At 70.6% G+C, this 20,701-nt stretch carries 19 protein-coding genes and 2 pseudogenes; 10 read left to right on the top strand and 11 right to left on the bottom strand.

Annotation, left to right across the window (positions count from 1 at the left end; all coding sequences use genetic code 11):
- Nucleotides 1-123: 123 nt before the first annotated feature.
- Nucleotides 124-1,113 (top strand): porphobilinogen synthase, encoded by a 990-nt coding sequence (hemB, locus tag OO62_RS31125; protein WP_033270998.1) that lies wholly within the window; start codon nucleotides 124-126, stop codon nucleotides 1,111-1,113.
- Nucleotides 1,114-1,260: 147 nt separating this feature from the next.
- Complete coding sequence (locus OO62_RS38495) at nucleotides 1,261-1,443, top strand: CsbD family protein (RefSeq protein ID WP_033270997.1); 183 nt, start codon at nucleotides 1,261-1,263, stop codon at nucleotides 1,441-1,443.
- A gap of 116 nt (nucleotides 1,444-1,559) precedes the next feature.
- Here OO62_RS38495 and argS read toward each other — a convergent pair whose 3' ends face one another.
- Nucleotides 1,560-3,323 (bottom strand): arginine--tRNA ligase, encoded by a 1,764-nt coding sequence (gene argS / locus OO62_RS31115; protein ID WP_033270996.1) that lies wholly within the window; start codon nucleotides 3,321-3,323, stop codon nucleotides 1,560-1,562.
- A 182-nt stretch (nucleotides 3,324-3,505) separates the two neighbouring features.
- Here argS and lysS point away from each other — a divergent pair, with 182 nt between their 5' ends.
- Complete coding sequence (lysS, locus tag OO62_RS31110; RefSeq protein WP_323135823.1) at nucleotides 3,506-5,266, top strand: lysine--tRNA ligase; 1,761 nt, start codon at nucleotides 3,506-3,508, stop codon at nucleotides 5,264-5,266.
- A 129-nt stretch (nucleotides 5,267-5,395) separates the two neighbouring features.
- Here the strand turns inward: lysS and OO62_RS31105 are convergent, their stop codons facing one another.
- From OO62_RS31105 to OO62_RS31095, 3 genes are all read right to left on the bottom strand, one after another.
- On the bottom strand, nucleotides 5,396-6,601 hold the full coding sequence (locus OO62_RS31105; RefSeq protein WP_033270994.1) for a DUF2637 domain-containing protein: 1,206 nt from the start codon (nucleotides 6,599-6,601) through the stop codon (nucleotides 5,396-5,398).
- A 217-nt stretch (nucleotides 6,602-6,818) separates the two neighbouring features.
- Entirely contained in the window at nucleotides 6,819-7,538 is a 720-nt protein-coding gene (locus tag OO62_RS31100; protein ID WP_033270993.1) for a DUF3558 family protein, read from the bottom strand.
- Between the two features lie 176 nt (nucleotides 7,539-7,714).
- Nucleotides 7,715-8,605: a hypothetical protein gene (locus OO62_RS31095; RefSeq protein WP_033270992.1), complete on the bottom strand. Its 891-nt coding sequence runs from the start codon at nucleotides 8,603-8,605 to the stop codon at nucleotides 7,715-7,717.
- Nucleotides 8,606-8,767: 162 nt separating this feature from the next.
- On the opposite strand from OO62_RS31095, the gene OO62_RS31090 reads away from it, so the two are divergent.
- Entirely contained in the window at nucleotides 8,768-9,961 is a 1,194-nt protein-coding gene (locus OO62_RS31090; protein ID WP_033270991.1) for an RtcB family protein, read from the top strand.
- A gap of 196 nt (nucleotides 9,962-10,157) precedes the next feature.
- Here OO62_RS31090 and OO62_RS36700 read toward each other — a convergent pair whose 3' ends face one another.
- Entirely contained in the window at nucleotides 10,158-11,102 is a 945-nt protein-coding gene (locus tag OO62_RS36700; protein ID WP_051733762.1) for a pentapeptide repeat-containing protein, read from the bottom strand.
- Nucleotides 11,103-11,451: 349 nt separating this feature from the next.
- Here OO62_RS36700 and OO62_RS38490 point away from each other — a divergent pair.
- Nucleotides 11,452-11,687, top strand: a pseudogene (locus OO62_RS38490) (RtcB family protein); the annotation flags it as partial.
- Nucleotides 11,688-11,828: 141 nt separating this feature from the next.
- On the opposite strand, the gene OO62_RS36695 reads toward OO62_RS38490, so the two are convergent.
- Nucleotides 11,829-12,233 (bottom strand): Shedu anti-phage system protein SduA domain-containing protein, encoded by a 405-nt coding sequence (locus tag OO62_RS36695; RefSeq protein ID WP_078617445.1) that lies wholly within the window; start codon nucleotides 12,231-12,233, stop codon nucleotides 11,829-11,831.
- On the opposite strand from OO62_RS36695, the pseudogene OO62_RS41805 reads away from it, so the two are divergent.
- A pseudogene (locus OO62_RS41805) lies at nucleotides 12,232-12,468 on the top strand (amino acid permease); the annotation flags it as partial. The gene OO62_RS36695 and the pseudogene OO62_RS41805 sit on opposite strands and share 2 nt — an antisense overlap.
- 498 nt (nucleotides 12,469-12,966) lie before the next feature.
- Here OO62_RS41805 and OO62_RS31070 read toward each other — a convergent pair.
- Together OO62_RS31070 and OO62_RS31065 are read right to left on the bottom strand one after the other, a co-directional pair.
- Nucleotides 12,967-13,716, bottom strand: coding sequence for an SDR family oxidoreductase (locus OO62_RS31070; protein WP_033270989.1), 750 nt, complete (start codon nucleotides 13,714-13,716; stop codon nucleotides 12,967-12,969).
- 280 nt (nucleotides 13,717-13,996) lie between these two features.
- Nucleotides 13,997-14,332 (bottom strand): YnfA family protein, encoded by a 336-nt coding sequence (locus tag OO62_RS31065; protein ID WP_033270988.1) that lies wholly within the window; start codon nucleotides 14,330-14,332, stop codon nucleotides 13,997-13,999.
- A gap of 110 nt (nucleotides 14,333-14,442) precedes the next feature.
- Between OO62_RS31065 and OO62_RS31060 the strand changes: the two genes are divergently transcribed.
- Complete coding sequence (locus OO62_RS31060) at nucleotides 14,443-15,186, top strand: AAA family ATPase (RefSeq protein WP_033270987.1); 744 nt, start codon at nucleotides 14,443-14,445, stop codon at nucleotides 15,184-15,186.
- On the opposite strand, the gene OO62_RS31055 is transcribed toward OO62_RS31060, so the two are convergent.
- The gene (locus tag OO62_RS31055) at nucleotides 15,140-16,903 is read right to left on the bottom strand and encodes an FAD-dependent oxidoreductase (RefSeq protein ID WP_078617444.1); all 1,764 of its coding nucleotides are present in this window, start codon (nucleotides 16,901-16,903) and stop codon (nucleotides 15,140-15,142) included. The genes OO62_RS31060 and OO62_RS31055 overlap by 47 nt on opposite strands.
- 140 nt (nucleotides 16,904-17,043) lie before the next feature.
- On the opposite strand from OO62_RS31055, the gene OO62_RS31050 reads away from it, so the two are divergent.
- The gene (locus OO62_RS31050; RefSeq protein ID WP_033270986.1) at nucleotides 17,044-17,736 is read left to right on the top strand and encodes a TetR/AcrR family transcriptional regulator; all 693 of its coding nucleotides are present in this window, start codon (nucleotides 17,044-17,046) and stop codon (nucleotides 17,734-17,736) included.
- Nucleotides 17,737-17,785: 49 nt separating this feature from the next.
- On the opposite strand, the gene OO62_RS31045 is transcribed toward OO62_RS31050, so the two are convergent.
- The gene (locus OO62_RS31045) at nucleotides 17,786-18,202 is read right to left on the bottom strand and encodes a MazG-like family protein (protein ID WP_063739075.1); all 417 of its coding nucleotides are present in this window, start codon (nucleotides 18,200-18,202) and stop codon (nucleotides 17,786-17,788) included.
- Between the two features lie 144 nt (nucleotides 18,203-18,346).
- Between OO62_RS31045 and OO62_RS31040 the strand changes: the two genes are divergently transcribed.
- Nucleotides 18,347-18,847 carry a cupin domain-containing protein gene (locus tag OO62_RS31040; RefSeq protein ID WP_033270985.1) on the top strand — a complete coding sequence of 167 codons (501 nt, stop codon included), beginning with the start codon at nucleotides 18,347-18,349 and terminating at the stop codon, nucleotides 18,845-18,847.
- A gap of 158 nt (nucleotides 18,848-19,005) precedes the next feature.
- Nucleotides 19,006-19,815, top strand: coding sequence for an SDR family NAD(P)-dependent oxidoreductase (locus tag OO62_RS31035; protein WP_051733764.1), 810 nt, complete (start codon nucleotides 19,006-19,008; stop codon nucleotides 19,813-19,815).
- 234 nt (nucleotides 19,816-20,049) lie between these two features.
- Here OO62_RS31035 and OO62_RS31030 read toward each other — a convergent pair whose 3' ends face one another.
- Nucleotides 20,050-20,610, bottom strand: coding sequence for a hypothetical protein (locus OO62_RS31030; protein WP_077192803.1), 561 nt, complete (start codon nucleotides 20,608-20,610; stop codon nucleotides 20,050-20,052).
- Nucleotides 20,611-20,701 lie beyond the last annotated feature (91 nt).

Genomic DNA, 20,701 nt, shown 5'->3' with positions numbered 1-20,701 from the left:
CGGGCGGAGTGCGGCCCGGCCCCGGCCGCCGGACGGCGCACCGCGAAGGGGGCCTGCGCTCCGCCGCGCCTGCCGACGACGCGTCGGCAAAGGCGGGTGCACGGCGGGCGTAGCGTGGGCGCTATGACGAAGTACGGAAGCTTCCCCGGTGCGCGGCCGCGGCGGCTGCGCACCATGCCCGCCATGCGGCGGATGGTCGCGGAGTACCGGCTGCACCCGGCCGACCTGATCCTCCCCGCGTTCGTGCGGGAGGGCGTGAGCGAGCCGGTGCCGATCGGCGCCATGCCGGGCGTCGTCCAGCACACCCGCGACACCCTGCGCAAGGCCGCCGTCGAGGCGGTGGAGGCGGGCGTCGCCGGGATCATGCTGTTCGGAGTGCCGCTGGACGAGAAGAAGGACGCGGCGGGGACGGCCGGTACGGACCCCGACGGCATCCTCCAGCAGGCCATCCGCGACGTGCGGGCCGAGGTCGGCGACGACCTCGTCATCATGTCCGACCTGTGCCTGGACGAGTACACCGATCACGGCCACTGCGGTGTGCTGGACTCCGAGGGCCGGGTCGACAACGACGCGACGCTGGAGCGGTACGCGGAGATGGCGCAGGTCCAGGCCGACGCGGGCGTCCACGTCGTGGGCCCCAGCGGCATGATGGACGGCCAGGTCGGCGTCATCCGCGACGCCCTGGACCAGACCGGCCACGAGGACGTGTCGATCCTCGCCTACACCGCGAAGTACTCCTCGGCGTTCTACGGTCCCTTCCGCGAGGCCGTCGGTTCGTCGCTGAAGGGCGACCGCAAGACCTACCAGCAGGACCCCGCCAACCTCCGCGAGTCGCTGCGCGAGCTGGCGCTCGACCTGGAGGAGGGCGCCGACATGGTCATGGTCAAGCCGGCGCTGCCGTATCTGGACGTGCTGGCGAAGATCGCGGACGCGGTGGACGTGCCGGTCGCCGCGTACCAGATCTCCGGTGAGTACGCGATGATCGAGGCGGCCGCCGAGAAGGGCTGGATCGACCGCGACAAGGCGATCATGGAGTCCCTGACCGGCATCAAGCGGGCCGGCGCGAACATGATCCTCACGTACTGGGCGACCGAGGTCGCGCGGGCGCTGTGAGCCGCCGGGCGCACCGCCCCTGACACCGAGCTCCCGTCCCGGATCACCGGGGCGGGAGCTTTGTTGTGGTTGTCAGGTTTTGTCCGCCGTATGGGGGGCACGGACCCGGTGTCAACGAAGGCCGCGACCGAGTGAGAGCGAGTCACCGTGACTACCAAGGACACCATGCGGGCCAAGGGCGCCCAGGCCATCGGCGCCATGAAGGAGGTCGTCGGGAAGGCGACCCACAACCGCAAGCTGGAGGCCGAGGGCAAGGCCGAGAAGGCGGCCGGCCACGGGCTGGACGCGAAGGAGAAGGCCAAGCACCGGTTGCACAAGCCGTGGCACTGAGTGCCTGCCCCGCACGCGCCCGGCTTTGACCCCCCGGGGCCGGCACCGCAGCCGAGAGTCCCGTACCGCCGCCGGGCGCCACGGCGGACAAGCCCGGCGGCGGTACGGGGAACGACCTAGAGGCGCTCGGGGGTGCGGATGCCGAGCAGCGCCATGCCCTGGTGGAGCGTGCGGGCCGTCAGCTCGCACAGGAACAGACGGTTGGCGACCTGCTCCGGGCCGCCCTCGGCCTTCAGGACCGGGCACTGGTCGTAGAAGGTCGTGAACAGCGAGGCGAGGCTGTAGAGGTACGCGGCGAGCTTGTGCGGCTCGTACGTCGCGGCGGCCTCGGTGACGGTCTCGCCGAACTGGTCGAGGTGCAGACCCAGCGCCCGCTCCGCGGGGGCCAGCGCCAGCTCCGGGTGCGCCGCCGGACGCGCGTCGCCGGCCTTGCGGAAGATCGACCGGATCCGGGCGTAGGCGTACTGGAGGTAGACGGACGTGTCGCCGTTCAGCGACACCATCTGGTCCAGGTCGAACTTGTAGTCCCGGCTCGGTGACGTGGACAGGTCCGCGTACTTCACCGCGCCGATGCCGACCTGCGCACCGTTCTCGGTGATCTCCTGCTCGGTCAGGCCGATCGGCTCGCCCTTCTCGCGCACGACGGCCGTCGCCCGCTCGACCGCCTCGTCGAGCAGGTCCTCAAGGCGGACGGTCTCGCCCTCACGCGTCTTGAACGGCTTGCCGTCCGCGCCGAGCACCGTGCCGTAGCCCATGTTGTGCGCGGTGACGCCGTCCTTCAGCCAGCCCGCCCGGCGGGCCGTCTCGAAGACCATCCGGAAGTGCAGCGACTGCCGCACGTCCACGACGTACAGAAGCGTCGTGGCCTGGAGGTCGACGACGCGGTTGCGGATCGCCGACAGGTCGGACGCCGCGTAGCCGAAGCCGCCGTCCGCCTTCTGCACGATCAGCGGCACCGGCTGGTCGTCCTTGCCGCGGATCTCGTCGAAGAAGACCACCAGCGCGCCCTCGGAGCGCACCGCGACACCGGACTCCTCCAGGAGCCGCGCCGTCTCGGCCATCATGTCGTTGTACGCGGACTCGCCGACGATCTCGTCGTCGCGGATCTCCATGTCCAGCTTCTCGAAGACCGAGTAGAAGTAGACCTTCGACTCGTCCACGAACCGCTGCCACAGGTCGAGGGTTTCCTTGTCCCCGCCCTGCAGCGCCACGACCCGCTTGCGGGCCCGCTCCTTGAACGCCTCGTCGGAGTCGAAGACCGCACGCGACGCCTTGTAGACCCGGTTCAGGTTGCTCATCGCCTGCTCGCCGTCGACGTCGGCCGCCGGGGCCAGCTCGCCGGGGTTCTCGATCAGGTACTGGATGAGCATGCCGAACTGGGTGCCCCAGTCGCCGATGTGGTGCCGGCCGACCGTCTTTTCGCCGGTGAAGTCCAGCATGTGCCGCAGGGCGTCGCCGATGACCGCCGAGCGCAGGTGCCCGACGTGCATCTCCTTCGCCACGTTCGGCTGGGCGTAGTCGATGACCGTGACGCCCGGGTTCTCCTTCAGCGGCACGCCGAGCCGGTCGTCGGCGGCGCGCGCGGCGAGCGTCTCGGTGATCGCCCGGTCGGCGATCGTGATGTTGAGGAAGCCGGGGCCGGAGACCTCGATCTCCTGCAGCATGCCGTCCTGGCCGATGGCCTCCACGACCTTGGCCGCCAGCTCCCGCGGGTTGCCCTTGAGCTTCTTGGCCAGCGCCAGCATGCCGTTCGCCTGGAAGTCGGCCCGGTCGCTGCGTCGCAGCAGCGGGTCGGCGGCGCCGGCCTCCGGCAGGGCTGCCGAGAGGGCGTCCGCGACGCGCTGTTGGACCGAAGCTGCGAGGGAAGGGACCGAGGCCATGAGGCTGCACTTTCTGTAGACGGAGGTGTCTTCGAAAGGGAATGGGTTTGCCAATGAGTATCCCACGGCGGCACCACTGAATTTTCGAACGGCGGGCGTCTGGGAGAATGGCACCGTCAGGCTTTTGTGCGTCGCGCGCGCAGGACGGCGCAAACGGGAAGCACCAGGAAGAGGAAGGGCCGATCGTGGCTCAGCAGAGCACCGAGACCGACTGGGTCTCCAGGTTCGCGGACGAGGTCATTGCCGAGGCGGAGCGCCGCGCCGCCGGCAAAGTGGCATCAGGTGCCTCCGCACCGGTGATCGTCTGCGCCTCCGGCCTGAGCCCCTCCGGCCCCATCCACCTCGGCAACCTCCGCGAGGTCATGACGCCGCACCTGGTCGCCGACGAGATCCGCCGCCGCGGGTACAACGTCCGCCACCTGATCTCCTGGGACGACTACGACCGCTACCGCAAGGTGCCGGCCGGCGTCCCCGGCGTCGACGAGTCCTGGGCCGAGCACATCGGCAAGCCGCTGACCTCGGTACCGGCGCCGGCCGGCTCCTCGTACCCGAACTGGGCCGAGCACTTCAAGGCCGCCATGGCCGACGCGCTCGCCGAGATGGGCGTCGAGTACGACGGCATCAGCCAGACCGAGCAGTACACCGCCGGCACCTATCGCGAGCAGATCCTGCACGCGATGAAGCACCGCGGGCAGATCGACGCGATCCTCGGCCAGTACCGCACGAAGAAGGCGCCCGCGAAGAAGTCGCAGAAGCCGGTCGACGAGGCCGAGCTGGAGGCCGCCGAGGGTTCCGGCGCGGCCGGTGAGGACGACGGCAGCTCCGGCTCGGCCGGCTACTTCCCGTACAAGCCGTACTGCGGCGGGTGCGACAAGGACCTCACCACCGTCACCTCGTACGACGAGGAGACCACCGAACTCGCCTACACCTGCTCGGAGTGCGGCTTCGCCGAGACTGTCCGGCTGAGCGAGTTCAACCGCGGCAAGCTGGTCTGGAAGGTCGACTGGCCGATGCGCTGGGCCTACGAGGGCGTGATCTTCGAGCCGTCCGGCGTGGACCACTCCTCGCCCGGCTCGTCCTACGTTGTCGGCGGGCAGATTGTCCGTGAGGTCTTCGACGGCGAGCAGCCCATCGGTCCGATGTACGCCTTCGTCGGCATCAGCGGCATGGCCAAGATGTCCTCGTCCAAGGGCGGCGTGCCCACCCCGGGCGACGCGCTGAAGATCATGGAGGCGCCGCTGCTGCGCTGGCTCTACGCCCGCCGCAAGCCCAACCAGTCCTTCAAGATCGCCTTCGACCAGGAGATCCAGCGGCTCTACGACGAGTGGGACAAGCTGGCCGCCAAGGTCACGGACGGCGCCGCGCAGCCCGCGGACGAGGCCGCCTACCTCCGGGCCGTCGGCACCGCCGCCGGTCCGCTGCCCACGACCCCGCGCCCGCTCCCGTACCGCACGCTGGCCTCGGTCGTGGACGTCACCGCCGGCCACGACGAGCAGACCCTGCGCATCCTCGGCGAGCTGGACCCGGCCAACCCGGTCACCTCGCTCGACGAGACCCGGCCCCGGCTCGACCGGGCCGAGTACTGGATCACCACCCAGGTCCCGGCCGACCAGCGCACCATCGTGCGGGACGAGCCGGACGCCGAGCTGTTGAAGTCCCTCGACGACACCGCCCGCGACTCGATCCGGCTGCTGCTGGAGGGCCTCGACTCGCACTGGTCGCTGGACGGGCTGACCCACCTCGTCTACGGCGTGCCGAAGGTCCAGGCGGGCTTCGCCGCCGACGCGACGCCGAAGGAACTGCCGCCGGAGATCAAGGTGGCGCAGCGGACGTTCTTCGCGCTGCTGTACCACCTGCTCGTCGGCCGGGACACCGGACCGCGCCTGCCCACCCTGCTGCTGGCCGTCGGCGCCGACCGGGTGCGCAAGCTGCTCGGCGGCTGACCACCCGCCGGCGGCGGCGAGCACGGGCGAGAACGGCTTCGGCCCCGGGGAGAGGATCCCCGGGGCCGAAGTTGTCGTGCGGAGGCTTGCGGTGAACGCCCCGCCTCTGCTCGTGCGCCGGCAGGTGTCCTACGCGATGTGCTCTTCCATGAGTTCCGCGTTGAGCCGGTTGCTGAACTGGTCCATGTAGCGGTTCAGCTCCCGTTCCTGCAGGCGGGTGCCGTACTGCGCCTCCAGGTTCGCCGCGAAAGCGCCCCGGGTCGGCATGCCCTCGCCCTCTATCGAGCGGCGGAACACCTGGTAGAGGTCCTCATCGGTCGGGGCCCCGGCCGGGGTCTGCGCCGGCTGGGGGGCCGGCTCCGGGGTGCCCTTGCCGAGGGGGCGCGTCCCGCCCGCACCGGTCGGCACCGGGACCTGAGGCCCGGGCTCCGGTACGCGCGGCGCCGGTACCGGGGCCTGCTCGTGCGTCGAGACCCGCTGGTGCGCGTCGTGCGGGGGCTGATGCTCCTGCTCCGGGATGTACGTCGGGTCGTAACTCCCCCGATACGGGACGTTCTGCGGCGCCGCGAACCACTGGCTCGGGACCTCCTCGGCCTGCGGCTCCAGCGCGGGCGGCGCGGACTGCCGCGGCGTCGGCAGCACCTGCGGTTCGATGCCCGCTGCGGCGAGCCCCGCGGGGGCGGTCTCCGCCAGCGGCACCCCGTACCGGGCGAGGCGCAGCGGCATCAGGGACTCCACGGGAGCCTTGCGCCGCCAGCTCCGTCCGAAGCGCGAACGCAGGCGTGCCTGGTACACGAGCCGTTCCTGCTCCAGCTTGATCACCGCGTCGTACGACCGCAGTTCCCACAGCTTCATCCGTCGCCACAACAGGAACGTGGGGACCGGGGACAGCAGCCAGCGCGTGATGCGCACCCCGTCCATGTGCTTGTCCGCGGTGATGTCGGCGATCCGCCCGACCGCGTGCCGGGCGGCCTCGACGGTGACGACGAACAGCACCGGGATGACGGCATGCATGCCCATGCCCAACGGATCGGACGCCGCCGCGGCATTGAACGCCACGGTCGCGACGGTCAGCAGCCACGCCGTCTGCCGCAGCAGGGGGAAGGGCATGCGGATCCACGTCAGCAGCAGATCCAGGGCGAGCAGGACACAGATGCCCGCGTCGATGCCGATGGGGAGGAAGAAGGAGAAGGTGCCGAAGCCCTTCTTGACGGCCAGTTCGCGCACGGCCGCGTAGGAGCCGGCGAAGCCGATGCCGGCGATGACCACCGCGCCGGCGACGACAACTCCGATGAGTATCCGGTGTGTGCGTGTCAGCTTCAGTGGCGCGGCCACCCAGAACCCCTCCTAGTCGGTCTGTTGCGGGCGACAGCCTGGCACATGCGTCCGCGCGCGCGTGTGCCGGTATGGACGGAGGGGCGCACAGAGGCGAGCCGGCGGCAGTGACCTCGCGCAGCTGCGACAGCCGCGAGGGCCCGCACCGTACGTCGTGTACATCGGTGCGGGCCCTCTGCCGGCTGAGGTGCCCGGGGCGTTCAGCAGGCGTGCGGCGTCAGGACTTGGCCTTCGGGTTCGTGGCGGCGGCGACCGCCTCCTTGGCGGCGGCCTGGGCCTGCTTCAGCAGGTCGGCGCCCTTGGGGGTGTCGGCACCGGCCAGGCCCGCCCCGTTGTAGTTGATCGTGACGACGATGTTGGAGGCGCGGGCGACGAGCGTCGTGTTCTTGAAGTCGTTGCCCTCCTTCTTCACGTCGTAGGTGATCGCGGTCGCCTCGTCGCCGGTGCCGGCGGTCTTGACCGTCTCCAGCTTCTTGGCGCCCTTGGTGGCCTTCGCGTCGGCTATCTGCTTGGCGTAGAACTCCGTGGCGCGCTTCTCGGCCGAGCCGACGCCGGGGTCCGAGTCGTAGCGCTGGTAGCCGATGTCCAGCCAGCGGAACTGGGTCCCGTCGACACCGTGCTCGTCGGAGCTGTTCCAGGAGCAGGTGCCGTGCGCCGCGTTGTCCGTGGACTTGCCCTGGTCGCCGGAGGCGTCCTTCACCTTCGGCAGCATCTTCTTGAGGGTGTCCTTGGAGAACGCCGCGCACGGGTTGGGCAGCGTCTTGTACTTCGCGGGCGCGACGGTCGGCGACGGCGCGCTCGAGCTGCTGCTGGAGGACGCGGACGAGGAGGCGGCACCGGCGCTGTCGCTGTCCGAGCCGGAGCAGCCGGCGACGAGCAGCACCGGTACTGCTGCGCAGGTGAGGAGGCTGGCGAGGCGCTTGGCTGAACGGTGCATGGTTCCTTCGCTGTTCGTCGTCATCGGTACCGGGGCATCGGTACGTTCATCGGTACGGCTAGACGGCACGGTACGCGGGGTGGCGGGGTGGGTGACCGTTTCGTGTCGATGCGCATGACGAATGAATGGGACATAGGGAACTGTCAGCCCGCATCGGGCAATTGCCCTGATGCGGACTATTCGCTGAGGCTGTCCACCAGCTCCCCGGCCAGCGAACGGGCCTTGTCCTGCAGTTCCTGGCTCTCCGGCAACATCGCCTTGTCCGTGGACCACTGGTCGTAAGTGAGCGTCACGATCACATTCGACGTGCGAAAGACCACAGTCACGTCGCGGTGCACACCGGAGTCCGCGGTGGCCAGCTTGTCGTCCAGGAACGCCGCGTCCCCGAGGCCGTCCAGCACCCGCGGGGCGGTCGATCCGCCCGCGTCCGCGCCGGTGCCGGTCGCGGACGACGGGGCGCCCGGCGTCGCCTTGCCGCCCTTGCCCGCCGCGGTGGCCTTGCCGCTCGGCTTGCCGGCCGCGTTCGCCACGCCGTCCGCCGCGGTGCCCTTGCCCTTGTCCTTCGCGGAGGGGGACGGGGTGGGCGCGCCGGAGTCCGCGCCGGCGGACGGGATCTGCGCGGCGAGTTCCTTGCCGTCGTAGATCCCCTGCGCCTTGTCGTCATCGCTGACGGAGGCGTCGTAGGAGACCACGCGCTGGATGTCGAGGCTCAGGTGGCGGGTGCCCTCGGTGGTCTCGCGGGTCCAGTGGCAGCCGACCCGGCGGTCGGTGTCGTAGGTGATGTCGGCCTGACCGGCGTAGAGCTTCTCGGCGTCGGCGCTCGACAGGCGCTGTCCGTCGCCGGGCAGCATGGCGTGCAGCGTGCTGCGTGAGGGCAGCCCACAGGCTTCCGGGAGGGTCTGGTAGCGGCCCGGTTCGGCGGCCTGCGTCGCGGCGGCGGCGTCCCCGCTCTTGGCGTCCGCGGCCCCGGCGCCGCTGCTGGAGCCACCGCTGCAGCCGGCGAGGCCGGCGGCCAGTGCCGCGGCTGCCACCAGTGCGGCCCCGGGTACGAACGACTTCCGTGCCATCGTTCGCGGCTCCTTCCCCTGCGAAATGCGGTTGCCGCCGAGTGGCGGCCGATGGACACAATGTCTACCGCACGCGTTGCCGCATACGCCGGTCCGGCGTCCAAGATCAGGCATCTTGTCCGGCTTTTGCGTTTTTCATGTTTTCGGGGGAATGAGGAAGTTATGTCGTACGTCGAGGTGCCCGGCGCACAGGTACCGATCCGGATGTGGACGGATCCGGCCACGGTCGAGGACGTCGCCATGCAGCAGCTGCGCAATGTCGCCACCCTCCCGTGGATCAAGGGCCTGGCCGTGATGCCGGACGTGCACTACGGCAAGGGCGCCACGGTCGGCTCGGTGATCGCGATGCGCGGCGCGGTCTGCCCGGCGGCGGTCGGCGTCGACATCGGCTGCGGAATGAGCGCGGTGAAGACCTCGCTGACCGCCAACGACCTGCCCGGCGACCTCTCCCGGCTCCGCTCGAAGATCGAGCAGGTGCTCCCGGTGGGGCGGGGGATGCACGACGATCCGGTCGACCCCGGGCGGCTGCACGGCGTCCCGACGGCCGGCTGGGACGACTTCTGGACGCGGTTCGACGGGGTCGCGGAAGCGGTCAGGTTCCGCCGGGAGCGGGCCGTGAAGCAGATGGGCTCGCTCGGTGGCGGCAACCACTTCTGGGAATTCTGCGTCGACGCCGACCAGTCCGTGTGGATCATGCTGCACTCCGGGTCGCGCAACATCGGCAAGGAGCTGGCCGAGTACCACATGGGCGTGGCCCAGAAGCTGCCGCAGAACCAGGGCCTGGTCGACCGCGACCTCGCCGTCTTCATCGCGGACACCCCGCAGATGGCGGCCTACCGCAACGACCTGTTCTGGGCGCAGGAGTACGCCAAGCACAACCGCGAGATCATGATGGCCCTGACCCAGGACGTGATCCGCCGGGAGTTCAAGAAGGCCAAGGTCACCTTCGACCAGGTCATCTCCTGCCACCACAACTACGTGGCGGAGGAGCGGTACGAGGGCATGGACCTCCTGGTGACCCGTAAGGGTGCCATCCGGGCGGGCAGCGGCGAGTACGGCATCATCCCCGGCTCGATGGGCACCGGCTCGTACATCGTCAAGGGCCTCGGGAACGCCGCGTCCTTCAACTCGGCCTCGCACGGTGCCGGCCGCAAGATGAGCCGGAACGCCGCCAAGAAGCGCTTCTCGACGCGTGACCTGGAGGAGCAGACGCGGGGTGTGGAGTGCCGCAAGGACTCCGGCGTGATCGACGAGATCCCGGGCGCCTACAAGCCGATCGAGAAGGTCATGGAGCAGCAGCGGGACCTGGTGGAGGTCGTCGCCCACCTCAAGCAGGTCGTCTGCGTGAAGGGCTGAGGCCAGCACTGCACGTGATCGACAAAGCCCTGGACTGGATGCGGTCTGGGGCTTTTTGCTGAAGGGAGAGGCATATTCCTGCAACCTTCTGGTCCGTGGCTTTGGGCATGTCAGCGCGGTGTCTATGTCCGGGGCGCCGCCCATGTACCGCCGTCCGTTCCTGGCGGCCCCTGAGTTCTAGTCTAGATAAACATCTCTAGCGACTCGATGACGGCAGTCCTCGGGCCCCTTCCACCTTCGCTCCGTTTAGCGTCACTCCTCTGAGCCGTGCGCCAGTGAAGTTCGCGTTCCTGAGGTCTGCGTCGGTTAGATCCGCGTCGGTTAGATCCGCGCCGGTGAGGTCCGCGTCGGTCAGATCCGCGTGGGTCAAGTACGCGCCGGTCAGTTTCGTGTGGGCCAGGCTTGCGCCATTCAGTTTTGCTTCACCCAAGTCCGCACTAGTCAGATCCGGGCAGAAGTACGTAGCCTTCCCAGTCTCAGGGTCGGTGAACGTGTCGGTGCCGCAGACGCTGGTCTTGGTCAAGATCGCATTGTTCAGGTGGGCACCACGGAGATTCGTTCCCAACAGGGTTGCCTGCGTGAGGTTCGCGCCGAACAGCGACGCTAGGCTCAGGTCTGCATTGGAAAGGTCCGCGCCACGGAGGTCTGCCCCTGTCAGGTCCGCTTCGCGGAAGTTGATGGTGCCGGTGCCCATGGACTTCAGCCCGCTCAGATCGGTGCGACTCAGATCGACCGTTGTCCCCTTGTCGAAGGCGGGTCGGCGATGAGCCAATACGTTTATGACCGCCTGAATATCCGCATCTGGCGATTTCCCTTCTGACGTGGCCTGAGACTTGTTGGCCCCACTGGCCGGAAGAGGGGCGTGCTGACGTACGTACGCGGACAGGACCGATACGACCGTGGGATGGTCGCGCGTGGAATCCTGCATGATGCGCTGCAGGGCGTACATTCCCCCGAGGCGTACATCGATGGACTGTGATCCCAAGTTGTTGATCGCGGCGTTGTACCGGTTGGTGATCTGTCCCTGCTCACTGATTCGTAGTTCTATGCTGGTCTGCCCCACCTGCCTCCAGGTGAACAGCAATGCGGCCAGCGCAGCGACCCCCGGCAAGCTCACTGCCAGCAATCCGACCCACTGCATGCGATTGCTGCCCGTAGGACCATCCGCCGCGAAACGCGAGTTCCGTCGCCGCCGACGTCGCCCGGCAGCACGCCGATCTGCGATCCGCCGGAGCCGTCCAACGCCAAGGTTCCTGGTCACTTCCCCATGGCACGCCACAGGGTCGAAGCAGTCACGGCGCCACTCCGCCAAGGCGCACGAACGGGGTTCACAGGCCCCACCGTGAGGCTCACACCACAAAGCACGGACGATGAACCATCGATCGAACGGGTGGCGGTTTCTGGCCAGCCGTAACCCTGGCGCTTGAACCGCCAGCCGGGTGCGAGCCGGGGGCTTGGGTCTCCACGCCCTGCATAACGCGCACCTCGTGTCCTTTAACTCGGCCTCGCGCGGCGCCGGTCGGAGGATGAGCCGGAACGCCGCCAAACGGAAGTACTCGGCGCGGGACCTGGAGGAGCAGACGCGGGGATGGAGTGCCGCAAGGACTCTGGCGTCGTAGATGAGATCCCGGGTGTATACAAGCCGATCGGTCAGGCGGTGGAGCAGCAGCGGGATCTGGTGCAGGTAGTTGCCAAGCTCAAGCAGGTCATCTGTGGGAAGGGCTGATCTTCGGGGCTGCATGCGGTCAAGGGCCCCCGGACCGGCAACGATGCAGGGGCCTCTCTCGCCTCAGGGCACGTGAGTCAGCAAGGCGTGGGACTGGCAATGGCGCAGCACGACTCGTGCAGGCGTGTCTTCGGCGTCTGCTCAGGCAGACAGGTCGTCTGCCACCTCTTCAGCCTCTTGAGAGGAGAGCTGATCGAGGAGAGAGACACATTGGGCCAGGAGCTGGTCGTACGTCATCACTGTGATGCCGTGCATCCTGCTGTTGAGCCCGTGCAGTGCGTGCAGCCTGGTCTTGTCCCAATCATGAGATCGGCCGATTACGACGGCCCGCGGGTGGTAGGTAGTGATCTCCGGTCGGTCGGGCAAGCCCTGCTGAGCTGCTCGATGCAGTGTGTCGAGGTACCGATGACATTGGCCGATGGCCTTGGCCGTGTTTGCGGACCAATACCAGTTCCGATGAGTGCTGTCGTAGAGGATCACCCCATGTCTGGGCGCTTCAGCTCGAAGATGTCCCGCCGCCAGCGAATCGCCGGTGGCGGCGATCATGCGTGATCAGCTGGGGCCGGCGATGGAGAGAACGCTCCTGATCGCGATCACGTTCTTCTTCGGCGCTGGCATGGTGGTGATGACCGCGTGCTCGCGCATCGTCTTCGCGATGTCACGCGATGCCCGGTTCCCCGCCCACCGGCTGATGCGGCGGGTCAGCCCGCGCACCCGCACACCGGTCCCGGCGACGATCCTGATCTTCGCCGTGGGAATCGTCCTGATGGTCGCGCTGCCGGGCGTCGCACTGCTGCAGCTGATCACCGCGTCGACGATCCTCCCGGCGATCATCTACGGCTCGACCACCGTCCTCTACCTGGCGGGTGCGCCGCCGACTGGAACGCAAGAAGGGCGCGTTCGACCTCGGGTGGTTCGAGGCGCCGGTCGCGGTCTGCGCGCTGGTGTGGTCGGTCGCCTCGCTGTTCGTGCTGGTCTCGACCACCGAGGCGCTCGCCCCCGCCCTGATCGTGGTCGGTCTGCTCCTCGTAGGCGGCCTGTTCTTCCTCGTCATGCTGAAACTCGACCGCGAGGCTCTGGAGACCGAGCCGGGAGACGTGAGCGCTCACAAGCACTGGTCGAAAGGTCGCCTTCGCGGGTCACTGTCGCCCTGCCGTCGTGTCGCCCTGTCGCACTGCCCTCGCGACCGTGGGGCCGGAGGGGCAGGGGGCTGCCGAACGCCGCGCTGCGCCGCCTCTTTGGGCCTGGCTTCGCGCGGCGCCGGTCGCGTCTGCCGGGATCAAGTGGTGCGGTGGACCTTGGTGTTGGACGCCTGGGCGCGGGGGCGGACCACCAGGAGGTCGACATTGACGTGGGCGGGGCGGGTGATCGCCCAGGTGATGGTGTCGGCGACGTCCTCCGCGCTGAGCGGCTGGTCCACCCCCTCGTAGACCTTGGCGGCCTTGGTGGTGTCACCACGGAAGCGGGTGGTGGCGAACTCGTCGGTCTTGACCATGCCCGGCGCCACCTCGATGACGCGGACCGGCTCGCCGCACAGCTCCAGCCGGAGGGTTTCGGCGAGGACATGGGCGCCGTGCTTGGCGGCGACGTAGCCACCGCCGCCCTCGTACGTGCCGTGGCCGGCGGTGGAGGAGAGCACGACGACGGTGCCGTCACCGGACGCGGTGAGCGGCGGCAGCAGCGCCTGGGTCATGTGGAGCACGCCGAGGACGTTGACCTCGTACATGGCGCGCCAGTCGGCGGGGTCGCCGGTGGCGACCGGCTCGGCACCGTAGGCGCCGCCGGCGTTGTTGACCAGCACGTCACAGCGGTCGAGGGAGGACGCGAAGGCGTCGACGGCGGCGCGGTCGGTGACGTCGAGAGCGTGGGCCCGGGCGCCGGGCAGCTCGGCGGCGAGCGCCTCGATGCGGTCCTTGCGGCGGGCGGTGAGCACCACGCGGTAGCCGGCGGCGGCCAGCGCCCGGGCGGTCGCGGCACCGATCCCGCTGCTCGCTCCGGTGACGACGGCGGTACGGGCCTCGGCGGTCATCGTGCACTCCTCAAGACGGTGACGGTCCCCTGCTCCTGAGGAGCATGGGGCGAGTGGGGAGGGTGGTACGCGGCCAGGATATGCGGGCCCGGCCCGCGGCCTCGGGGGTATGCGGGATGTGGCTGTCGAAGGCGCCTGGGGTGGGTGTGACCGGCGGTGTCTGGGGGCGGGTGTGGTCAGCGGTGTTTGGGGCGCGGTGGTCGGCGGTGTCCGGGGGTGGGTGTGGTCGGCGGTGCCTGGGTGCCGGCACCGGGCCCGTCGCGTGCCCTCGCGGCGGGCGTCAGCGGCCCCTGGGGGCGTACATGATCACTGCCATGCCGGCCAGGCAGATCAGCGCGCCGATGACGTCCCAGCGGTCGGGACGGTAGCCGTCGGCGACCATTCCCCAGGCGAGCGACCCCGCGACGAAGACACCGCCGTACGCGGCGAGGATGCGGCCGAATGCGGCGTCCGGCTGGAGGGTGGCGACGAATCCGTACACGCCCAGCGCGAGGACCCCGGCGCCGATCCAAGCCCAGCCCTTGTGCTCCCGGACGCCCTGCCAGACCAGCCAGGCACCGCCGATCTCGAAGAGGGCGGCGACGACGAAGAGGGCGGCGGAGCGGGCGATGAGCATGGGCCCAGCGTAGGGAGGAGGGGCGGGGCCGAGGGAATGGGTGGTGGGGGGGTGCGTGCGGGGCGTCGGGTCGGACGCGGGCGTCAGTGGCGTGTGAGAGCTTCGAGGACATGCTGATCGAACGGGCCTACGTGGATCTTCCGCACGGGGAGGGCACGGCCGGGGACGGCTGGCCCTGGACGGTGCCGTGCGTACGCCAACTGATCGAGGAAGGGCTGACGTTCCGCGCGCCGGTGACCTTCCTGGTGGGCGAGAACGGTTCGGGGAAGTCGACGCTGGCCGAGGCGCTGGCGGAGGGCTTCGGGCTGGATTCGTACGGCGGGTCGGCGGGCTACAAATACGCCAGCTCCCGGGAGGCGTCGGTGCTCGGCGGCCGGATGCGGTTCGACCCGACGCGGGAGGGCCGCCGCATGGTGCGCGGGCCGCGAACCCGCCGGCAGGGATTCTTCCTGCGGGCCGAGACGGCGCTGGAGGCGCTGAACGGCGAGCGGAGGTCGAAGCGACTGTCCCGGGACCCGGACGGGATGAGCCATGGGGAGGGCTTCCTGCTGGCCTTCCGTGAACGCTTCGCGCAGCGGGGGCTGTACGTCATGGACGAGCCGGAGGCGGCGCTGTCCTTCTCCTCCTGTCTCGAACTGGTCGGCCTGATGGACGAGTCGGGAAAAGGTGGGGCACAGATCATCTGCGCCACGCACTCCCCGCTGCTGACCGCGCTGCCCGGTGCGGAGATCGTCGAGGTGGGCGAGCACGGCATGCGCGCGGTGGAGTGGGCGGAACTGGGGCTGGTGGACCACTGGCGGCGTTACCTCACCGATCCGCGGGCCTATCTGCGTCATGTGCTGGCGCCGGGATGACAGCCGAGACGCCGGTGGGAGTGGCGGTGGGAGTGGTGGAGGTGTCGGCAGCGGCGGCGGAGGCAGCGAAGGAGCGGGGCGAGGTGGTGTCCGCGGGGGAGGTCCCGTCGGGCGTGGAGCCGGTCCAGTGGAGGAGGGCGGTGCGCAGGGCCGCGGCGCGCTCCGCGGGGGCTGTGGCGTCGGTGGCCCAGGCGACATAGCCGTCGGGCCGGACGAGCAGGGCCGTGCGGCGGTCGCCACGCCAGACGGCGTGTATCAGGCGGCCGTCGGCGGGGCGCAGGGCATCGGCGCGCGAGGGGGTGGGGTGCGAGGCATCGGGGTGTGCGGGAGCGGGGTGCGACGGGGCATCCCCGCTGTTCGCCGGGCATTGGGCGACGGCGGGTTCGCCGGCCGGGGTGATGAGGACGAACCGGCCCTGGCGCAGGAGTTCGTAGAGGCGGCTGCCGTCGGCCAGCTGGATGTCGGGCGCGCGGTGGCCGGCGAGCCGGTGGGCACCGGGCCCGGCCGGATAGGCGATACCGATGCCGGAGAGGTTGCGCACCGCACGGCGGGACAGTGGCCGTAGCCGGTTGACGAGCTGGGCGGCGACCGCGCGGGCGGCGCGGCCCGGCGCGTGGTGCACCAGGGCGAGCCGGATGATGGCGCCGCTGCTGCGCAGCACCATCTTGCCGACGGGGTGACGCTCGGCCTGATAGCTGTCCAGCAGGGCCGCCGGGGCACGGCCCTGGATCACCGCCGCCAGCTTCCAGCCGAGGTTGGCGGCGTCCTGCAGGCCGGTGTTCATGCCCTGGCCGCCGGCGGGGGAGTGCACGTGGGCGGCGTCCCCGGCGAGGAAGACCCGGCCGACGCGGTACTCGGGGGCCTGGCGCTCATCGCTGTGGAAGCGCGAGATCCAGCGGGCGTCATGGATGCCGTAGTCCTTGCCGAGCGCGAGGCGGGCGACCTCCTGGACCTCGGCGAGGTCGGCGGGGGTGTCGTCGTCGGCCTGGCGGTGGCGGTTCCAGCCGATGACGCGGTACCAGCCGTCGCCGAACGAGCCGATCAGGCCGAAGGCGTCCTCCGTGGCACCGACGGTGAAGGGGGACTCCGGCTCCTGCGCCAACCGGACGTCGGCGAGGACCACGGAGCGGATCACGGACTTGCCGGGGAAAGGCAGGCCGATGGCCTCGCGGATCGTGCTGCGCACGCCGTCGGTGCCGACGACATACGCGGCACGGACGCTGGTGGTGCCCCCGGCGCCGCGGAGGTGGACCGTCACCCCGTCCGCGTCCTGCTCCAGACCGGTCACCTCGGAGTCGTACCGGAACACCACTCCGGCCTTGCGGGCCCGGCGGTCCAGCAGGCGCTCGACCTCGAACTGGGGCGTGATCAGCACGAACGGGAAGCGGGAGGGGAGCTGGGACGGGTCGAGGTCGGCCCGGCCGAACAGCCGGAGGCGGGTGATGCGGTGCCCGCCGGCCACCAGCTCGTCGGCGAGTCCGCGGGCGTCGAGCTGCTCCAGCGTGCGGGCATGCACCGCCAAGGCGCGGGTGAGGTTGCTCGTCGTGTCGGGCCGGCGCTCGAGGAGGGTGACGGAAAGACCGGCCTCGGCCAGGTCCCCGGCCAGCAACAGGCCGGTCGGACCGGCCCCGACGACGAGGACGTCCGCGTCGCGGGACTCGTCGGCCGCCCGTTCCTTGGTGTCGCCCTTGTCGGACCGGGGGTTCATGGCGTCCATGGCTGCTGCCTCCTATGGCTTGCCGGGGCCGGTGCACGATGCCCACATTTGTTGGTCAACGCATGTTGGTCAACGCTTGTTGGCAAGCGTAGGACGCGCCGCGCTGGCGTGTCAACAGTTGTTGGCCTACAGTCGTTGACATGCCAGACCCCGCCCACGCCACCAGCACCGATCCCGCGTCGGACACCCCCGCCGACGCGACGACTGCCGCCGCCGCGTCCGCACCGGCCGACGCGGCGGACACCGCCGCCACGGCACCCCGCGAAGCCGGCGGGACCCGTCCCCCGCGCTCCGCCGCGACCCGGGCCGCGATCCTGGCCGCCGCCCGGGACCGCTTCGCCGCCGACGGGTACGAGCGCGCCACGATCCGCGCCATCGCCAAGGAAGCGGGCATCGACCCGTCGATGGTGATGCGCTACTACGGCAACAAGGCGGGCCTCTTCGCGGCCGCGTCGGAGATCGAAGTGCACGCCCCCGACCTCACCCACGTCCCGCACGACGAGCTCGGCGCCCGGCTCGTCCGCCACTTCCTGGAGCGCTGGGAGTCCGACGAGACGATGACCGGCATGATGCGCGTCGGCGTCACGAACGACGCGGGCGCCCAGCGGATGCGGAAGGTCTTCGCCGAGCAGATCGAGCCGGTCCTCTCCGCGGTGTGCCCGGTGCCCGAGGAGGCCGAGCTCCGTTCCGGGCTGATCGCCTCCCAGGTACTGGGCATGGCCCTGTGCCGCTACGTCCTGCACATCCCGCCGGCCGTCGCCCTCAGCCACGACGAGGTCGTCGCCTGGCTGGCCCCCACCATTCAGCGCTACCTGACGGCCGACCTGCCCTGACGCACCACGGACCACCGGCCCCGGCCCCGGACCGGCAGCGCAGCCACCCTCAAGCGGGCGGTGCCGGAACCTCTCCCACGGCCGGCGCCGGCACTCCCCGTACGGCCCGCGCGGGCACTTCTCCTCCGGGCGCCGCCGGAACCCGTTCCGCCACCCGCTCCAGATGCCCCTCGAACACCCGCCGCGCCTCCGGCGTCAGCGTCCGCAGCGCCACCATCGCGGTGACGATCACATCGCACAGCTCGCTGTGGACGTCGTCCCAGCTGTGGGTGCGGCCCTTGCGCGGGTTCTGGCCGGTGGCCCCGATGACGGCCTGGGCGACCTCGCCCGCCTCCTCCGAGAGCTTCAGGATGCGCAGCAACCGCTCCTGCTCCACCGGCAGCGCGCTCTCCCGGTCGAGCCAGCGCACCAGATCGTCGACGGTGTGCCACACAGCTGACGGCTCGTCGGCCGAGGTATCGGACATGGCCCGATTGTGCCCGCCGTCGCGCCTCCTTGTCCCTAGGGTGGATCACCGAGCGCGCCACCGAGCGCGACGCCGACCTCACCACGGATCTCACCACCGGCCGCGCCACGGCGGACGGCGGACGAGGCGGAGAGGACACCACCGATGGACGAGCACCCCCGCGCCCCGCTCCCCGAGGCGCTGATCGCGTTCTACGGGCTGGAGCCGCTGCCCCGTGAGGGAGGCAGGTTCCGGCAGACGTGGGCGGGTCCGCCGCGCCCCGACGGACGTCCCGAGGGAACGGCGATCGTGATGCTGCTGACCGCCGAACCCGGCGACTTCTCCGCCCTCCACCGGCTGCCGGCCGACGAGATCTGGCACTTCTACGGGGGCGACCCGCTCAGCCTGCTGCTGCTCTGCGAGGGCCGCCCGGCCCGTACGGCGCTGCTGGGGCCGGACGTCCTGGGCGGGCAGCACGTCCAGTTCACGGTGCCGGCCGGCACCTGGATGGCCGCCGAGGTCGCCGACGGCGGTGCCTGGAGCCTCTTCGGCTGCACGATGGCGCCCGGATTCACCTACCAGGACTACGAGCACGGGGACGCCGCCGAACTGGCCGCGCGCTTTCCCCAGGAGGCAGCGCGGATCACCGCGCTGAGCCGACCATGACAGAGGATCAGACCCCTCGTGACCTCAACGCCGCCGGAAGGGCGGGGAGTTCCGGAGACGGGAATGCGTACGGGCACGTGGACGGGCACGCGGACAGGAACACGTACGGGAACGGGAACGAGAACGAGGACGAGAACGGGAACGGGAACGAGGACGGGATCGGGAACGGCGACGGGGCCGGTCCGACCGGAGCCGGCTCCCTCAGCGGCCTCCCCGACCTCACCGGGCAAGTCGTCCTCGTCACCGGGGCCGCCGGGGGCATCGGGCGGGGGGTCGCCCTGCGGTTCGCGGCTGCGGGGGCCGCGGTGGTGGTGCACCACCGGACGGGCGCCGAGGCGGCGCGGGCCGTGGTGGCGCGGATCGAGGAGGACGGCGGGAGCGCGCTGGCGCTGCGGGCGGATCTGGCCGTCGAGGAGGAGTGCCACCGGCTGGTCGCGGAGGCGGCCCGCTGGCGCGGTCGGCTGACCGCCCTGGTGAACAACGCGGGCGTCCAGCCGACGCAGGAACTGGCAGGGATGTCGCTCGCCGACTGGCGGGCGGTGGCGGACGTCAACGTGCACTCCGTCTTCGCCTGCACCCAGGCCGCGGCCGAGGTGATGCGGGACGCCGGCGGCGGTTCGGTGACCCATATCGCCTCGATCGAGGCGGACCGTCCGGCCCCGCTGCACGCCCACTACTGCGCGTCGAAGGCGGCGGTGGTGATGCACGCGCGCTCGGCGGCGCTGGAGTACGGGGCGTGGGGCATCCGCGTCAACAGTGTCTCGCCGGGCCTGATCGGGCGTCCGGGCCTGGCGGAGGACTGGCCGGAGGGGGTGCGGCGCTGGCAGGCCGCGGCGCCCGCCGGCCGGCTGGGGCGGCCGGAGGACGTGGGCGACGCCTGTGTGTTCCTCGCCTCGCCGATGGCGTCGTGGATCACCGGGCACGATCTCGTCGTGGACGGCGGCGTCTCGGCCCGCCCCACCTGGTGAGCCAACCGCCCCACGAATGCCCTGCGCCGCCCCGCTCGTGGCCGTACGTCTCCCACCTGTGCCGTACGCCGCCCCGCTCGGGGCCGTACGTCGCCTCAGGTGTGCCGTACGCCGCCCGCCGATGAACGCCCGCCCGCCGTCCCGGGGAGTGACCCACCCCACTCGGCGCGCGGCCCGCCCCGGGCGCACCCGGCCGCGCCGAACCGTTCCCTCAGGGCGCCGGCAGCTGAACCGTTACGGCCACACCAGGCAGTACGCCTGATGGCCCGCCTCGTGCAGCCGGTGGCTGAAGTCCTGCCATTCGTGCAGGAGCTGGTAGACGGTGAAGGCGTCGCGCGGGCCGCCGCGGTCGGGGACGGTGGACCAGATGAACGCCGCCGCGCCGACCGACTCCTCGCCGACGCCGCGCAGCGGGTCGACCACGGTCATGGGCAGTTTGACGACGGCGTAGTCGGGGTGCAGGACGACGAGTTCGAGCGGCGGAACCTTATGGAGCGGTATGCCCTCTATACCGGTGAGGACCATCGCGGCCATCGTCTCCGGCTTGATCTTGGTGAACATGCCGCCCATGCCGAGCTCGTCACCGCCGAGCTCCTCGGGGCGCATGGAGATCGGGACGCGGGCCGCGGTCGCACCGTTCGGCGCGCCGAAGTACTTGTACGTCACCCCCATGCGGCCGCCCCTGATGTCCCCACCCTTGATGCCCTCGGTGTCCTCGCGCCGGTGACGGCCGCGCTGGGCGCGCCCGGGACCCCGGTCCTCGGTTCCCTCGCCCAGTTCGCCACCGCGATGCATATCTCCACCCGACCACTCGCAGCCCCAGCCGCGCAACCCGATCATCGTCTCAGAGACCTCCCCCGTCGCCGGCGCATGAAACGCCCGGCCG

The organism is Streptomyces lydicus, assembly GCF_000717345.1.
Taxonomy (GTDB): Bacteria; Actinomycetota; Actinomycetes; order Streptomycetales; family Streptomycetaceae; genus Streptomyces; species Streptomyces lydicus.
The sequence above is the reverse complement of the archived record's forward strand: the minus strand, read 5'-3'. Positions and strand labels throughout refer to the sequence as shown.

Bases quoted from the DNA above. Each gene is read 5' to 3' on its own strand.
- hemB (WP_033270998.1), top strand. From the start codon at position 124: ATGACGAAGTACGGAAGCTTCCCCGGTGCGCGGCCGCGGCGGCTGCGC.
- argS (WP_033270996.1), bottom strand. From the start codon at position 3,323: ATGGCCTCGGTCCCTTCCCTCGCAGCTTCGGTCCAACAGCGCGTCGCG.
- OO62_RS31100 (WP_033270993.1), bottom strand. From the start codon at position 7,538: ATGCACCGTTCAGCCAAGCGCCTCGCCAGCCTCCTCACCTGCGCAGCA.
- OO62_RS31095 (WP_033270992.1), bottom strand. From the start codon at position 8,605: ATGGCACGGAAGTCGTTCGTACCCGGGGCCGCACTGGTGGCAGCCGCG.
- OO62_RS31090 (WP_033270991.1), top strand. From the start codon at position 8,768: ATGTCGTACGTCGAGGTGCCCGGCGCACAGGTACCGATCCGGATGTGG.
- OO62_RS36700 (WP_051733762.1), bottom strand. From the start codon at position 11,102: ATGCAGTGGGTCGGATTGCTGGCAGTGAGCTTGCCGGGGGTCGCTGCG.
- OO62_RS36695 (WP_078617445.1), bottom strand. From the start codon at position 12,233: ATGATCGCCGCCACCGGCGATTCGCTGGCGGCGGGACATCTTCGAGCT.
- OO62_RS31070 (WP_033270989.1), bottom strand. From the start codon at position 13,716: ATGACCGCCGAGGCCCGTACCGCCGTCGTCACCGGAGCGAGCAGCGGG.
- OO62_RS31065 (WP_033270988.1), bottom strand. From the start codon at position 14,332: ATGCTCATCGCCCGCTCCGCCGCCCTCTTCGTCGTCGCCGCCCTCTTC.
- OO62_RS31060 (WP_033270987.1), top strand. From the start codon at position 14,443: ATGCTGATCGAACGGGCCTACGTGGATCTTCCGCACGGGGAGGGCACG.
- OO62_RS31055 (WP_078617444.1), bottom strand. From the start codon at position 16,903: ATGGACGCCATGAACCCCCGGTCCGACAAGGGCGACACCAAGGAACGG.
- OO62_RS31050 (WP_033270986.1), top strand. From the start codon at position 17,044: ATGCCAGACCCCGCCCACGCCACCAGCACCGATCCCGCGTCGGACACC.
- OO62_RS31045 (WP_063739075.1), bottom strand. From the start codon at position 18,202: ATGTCCGATACCTCGGCCGACGAGCCGTCAGCTGTGTGGCACACCGTC.
- OO62_RS31040 (WP_033270985.1), top strand. From the start codon at position 18,347: ATGGACGAGCACCCCCGCGCCCCGCTCCCCGAGGCGCTGATCGCGTTC.
- OO62_RS31030 (WP_077192803.1), bottom strand. From the start codon at position 20,610: ATGCATCGCGGTGGCGAACTGGGCGAGGGAACCGAGGACCGGGGTCCC.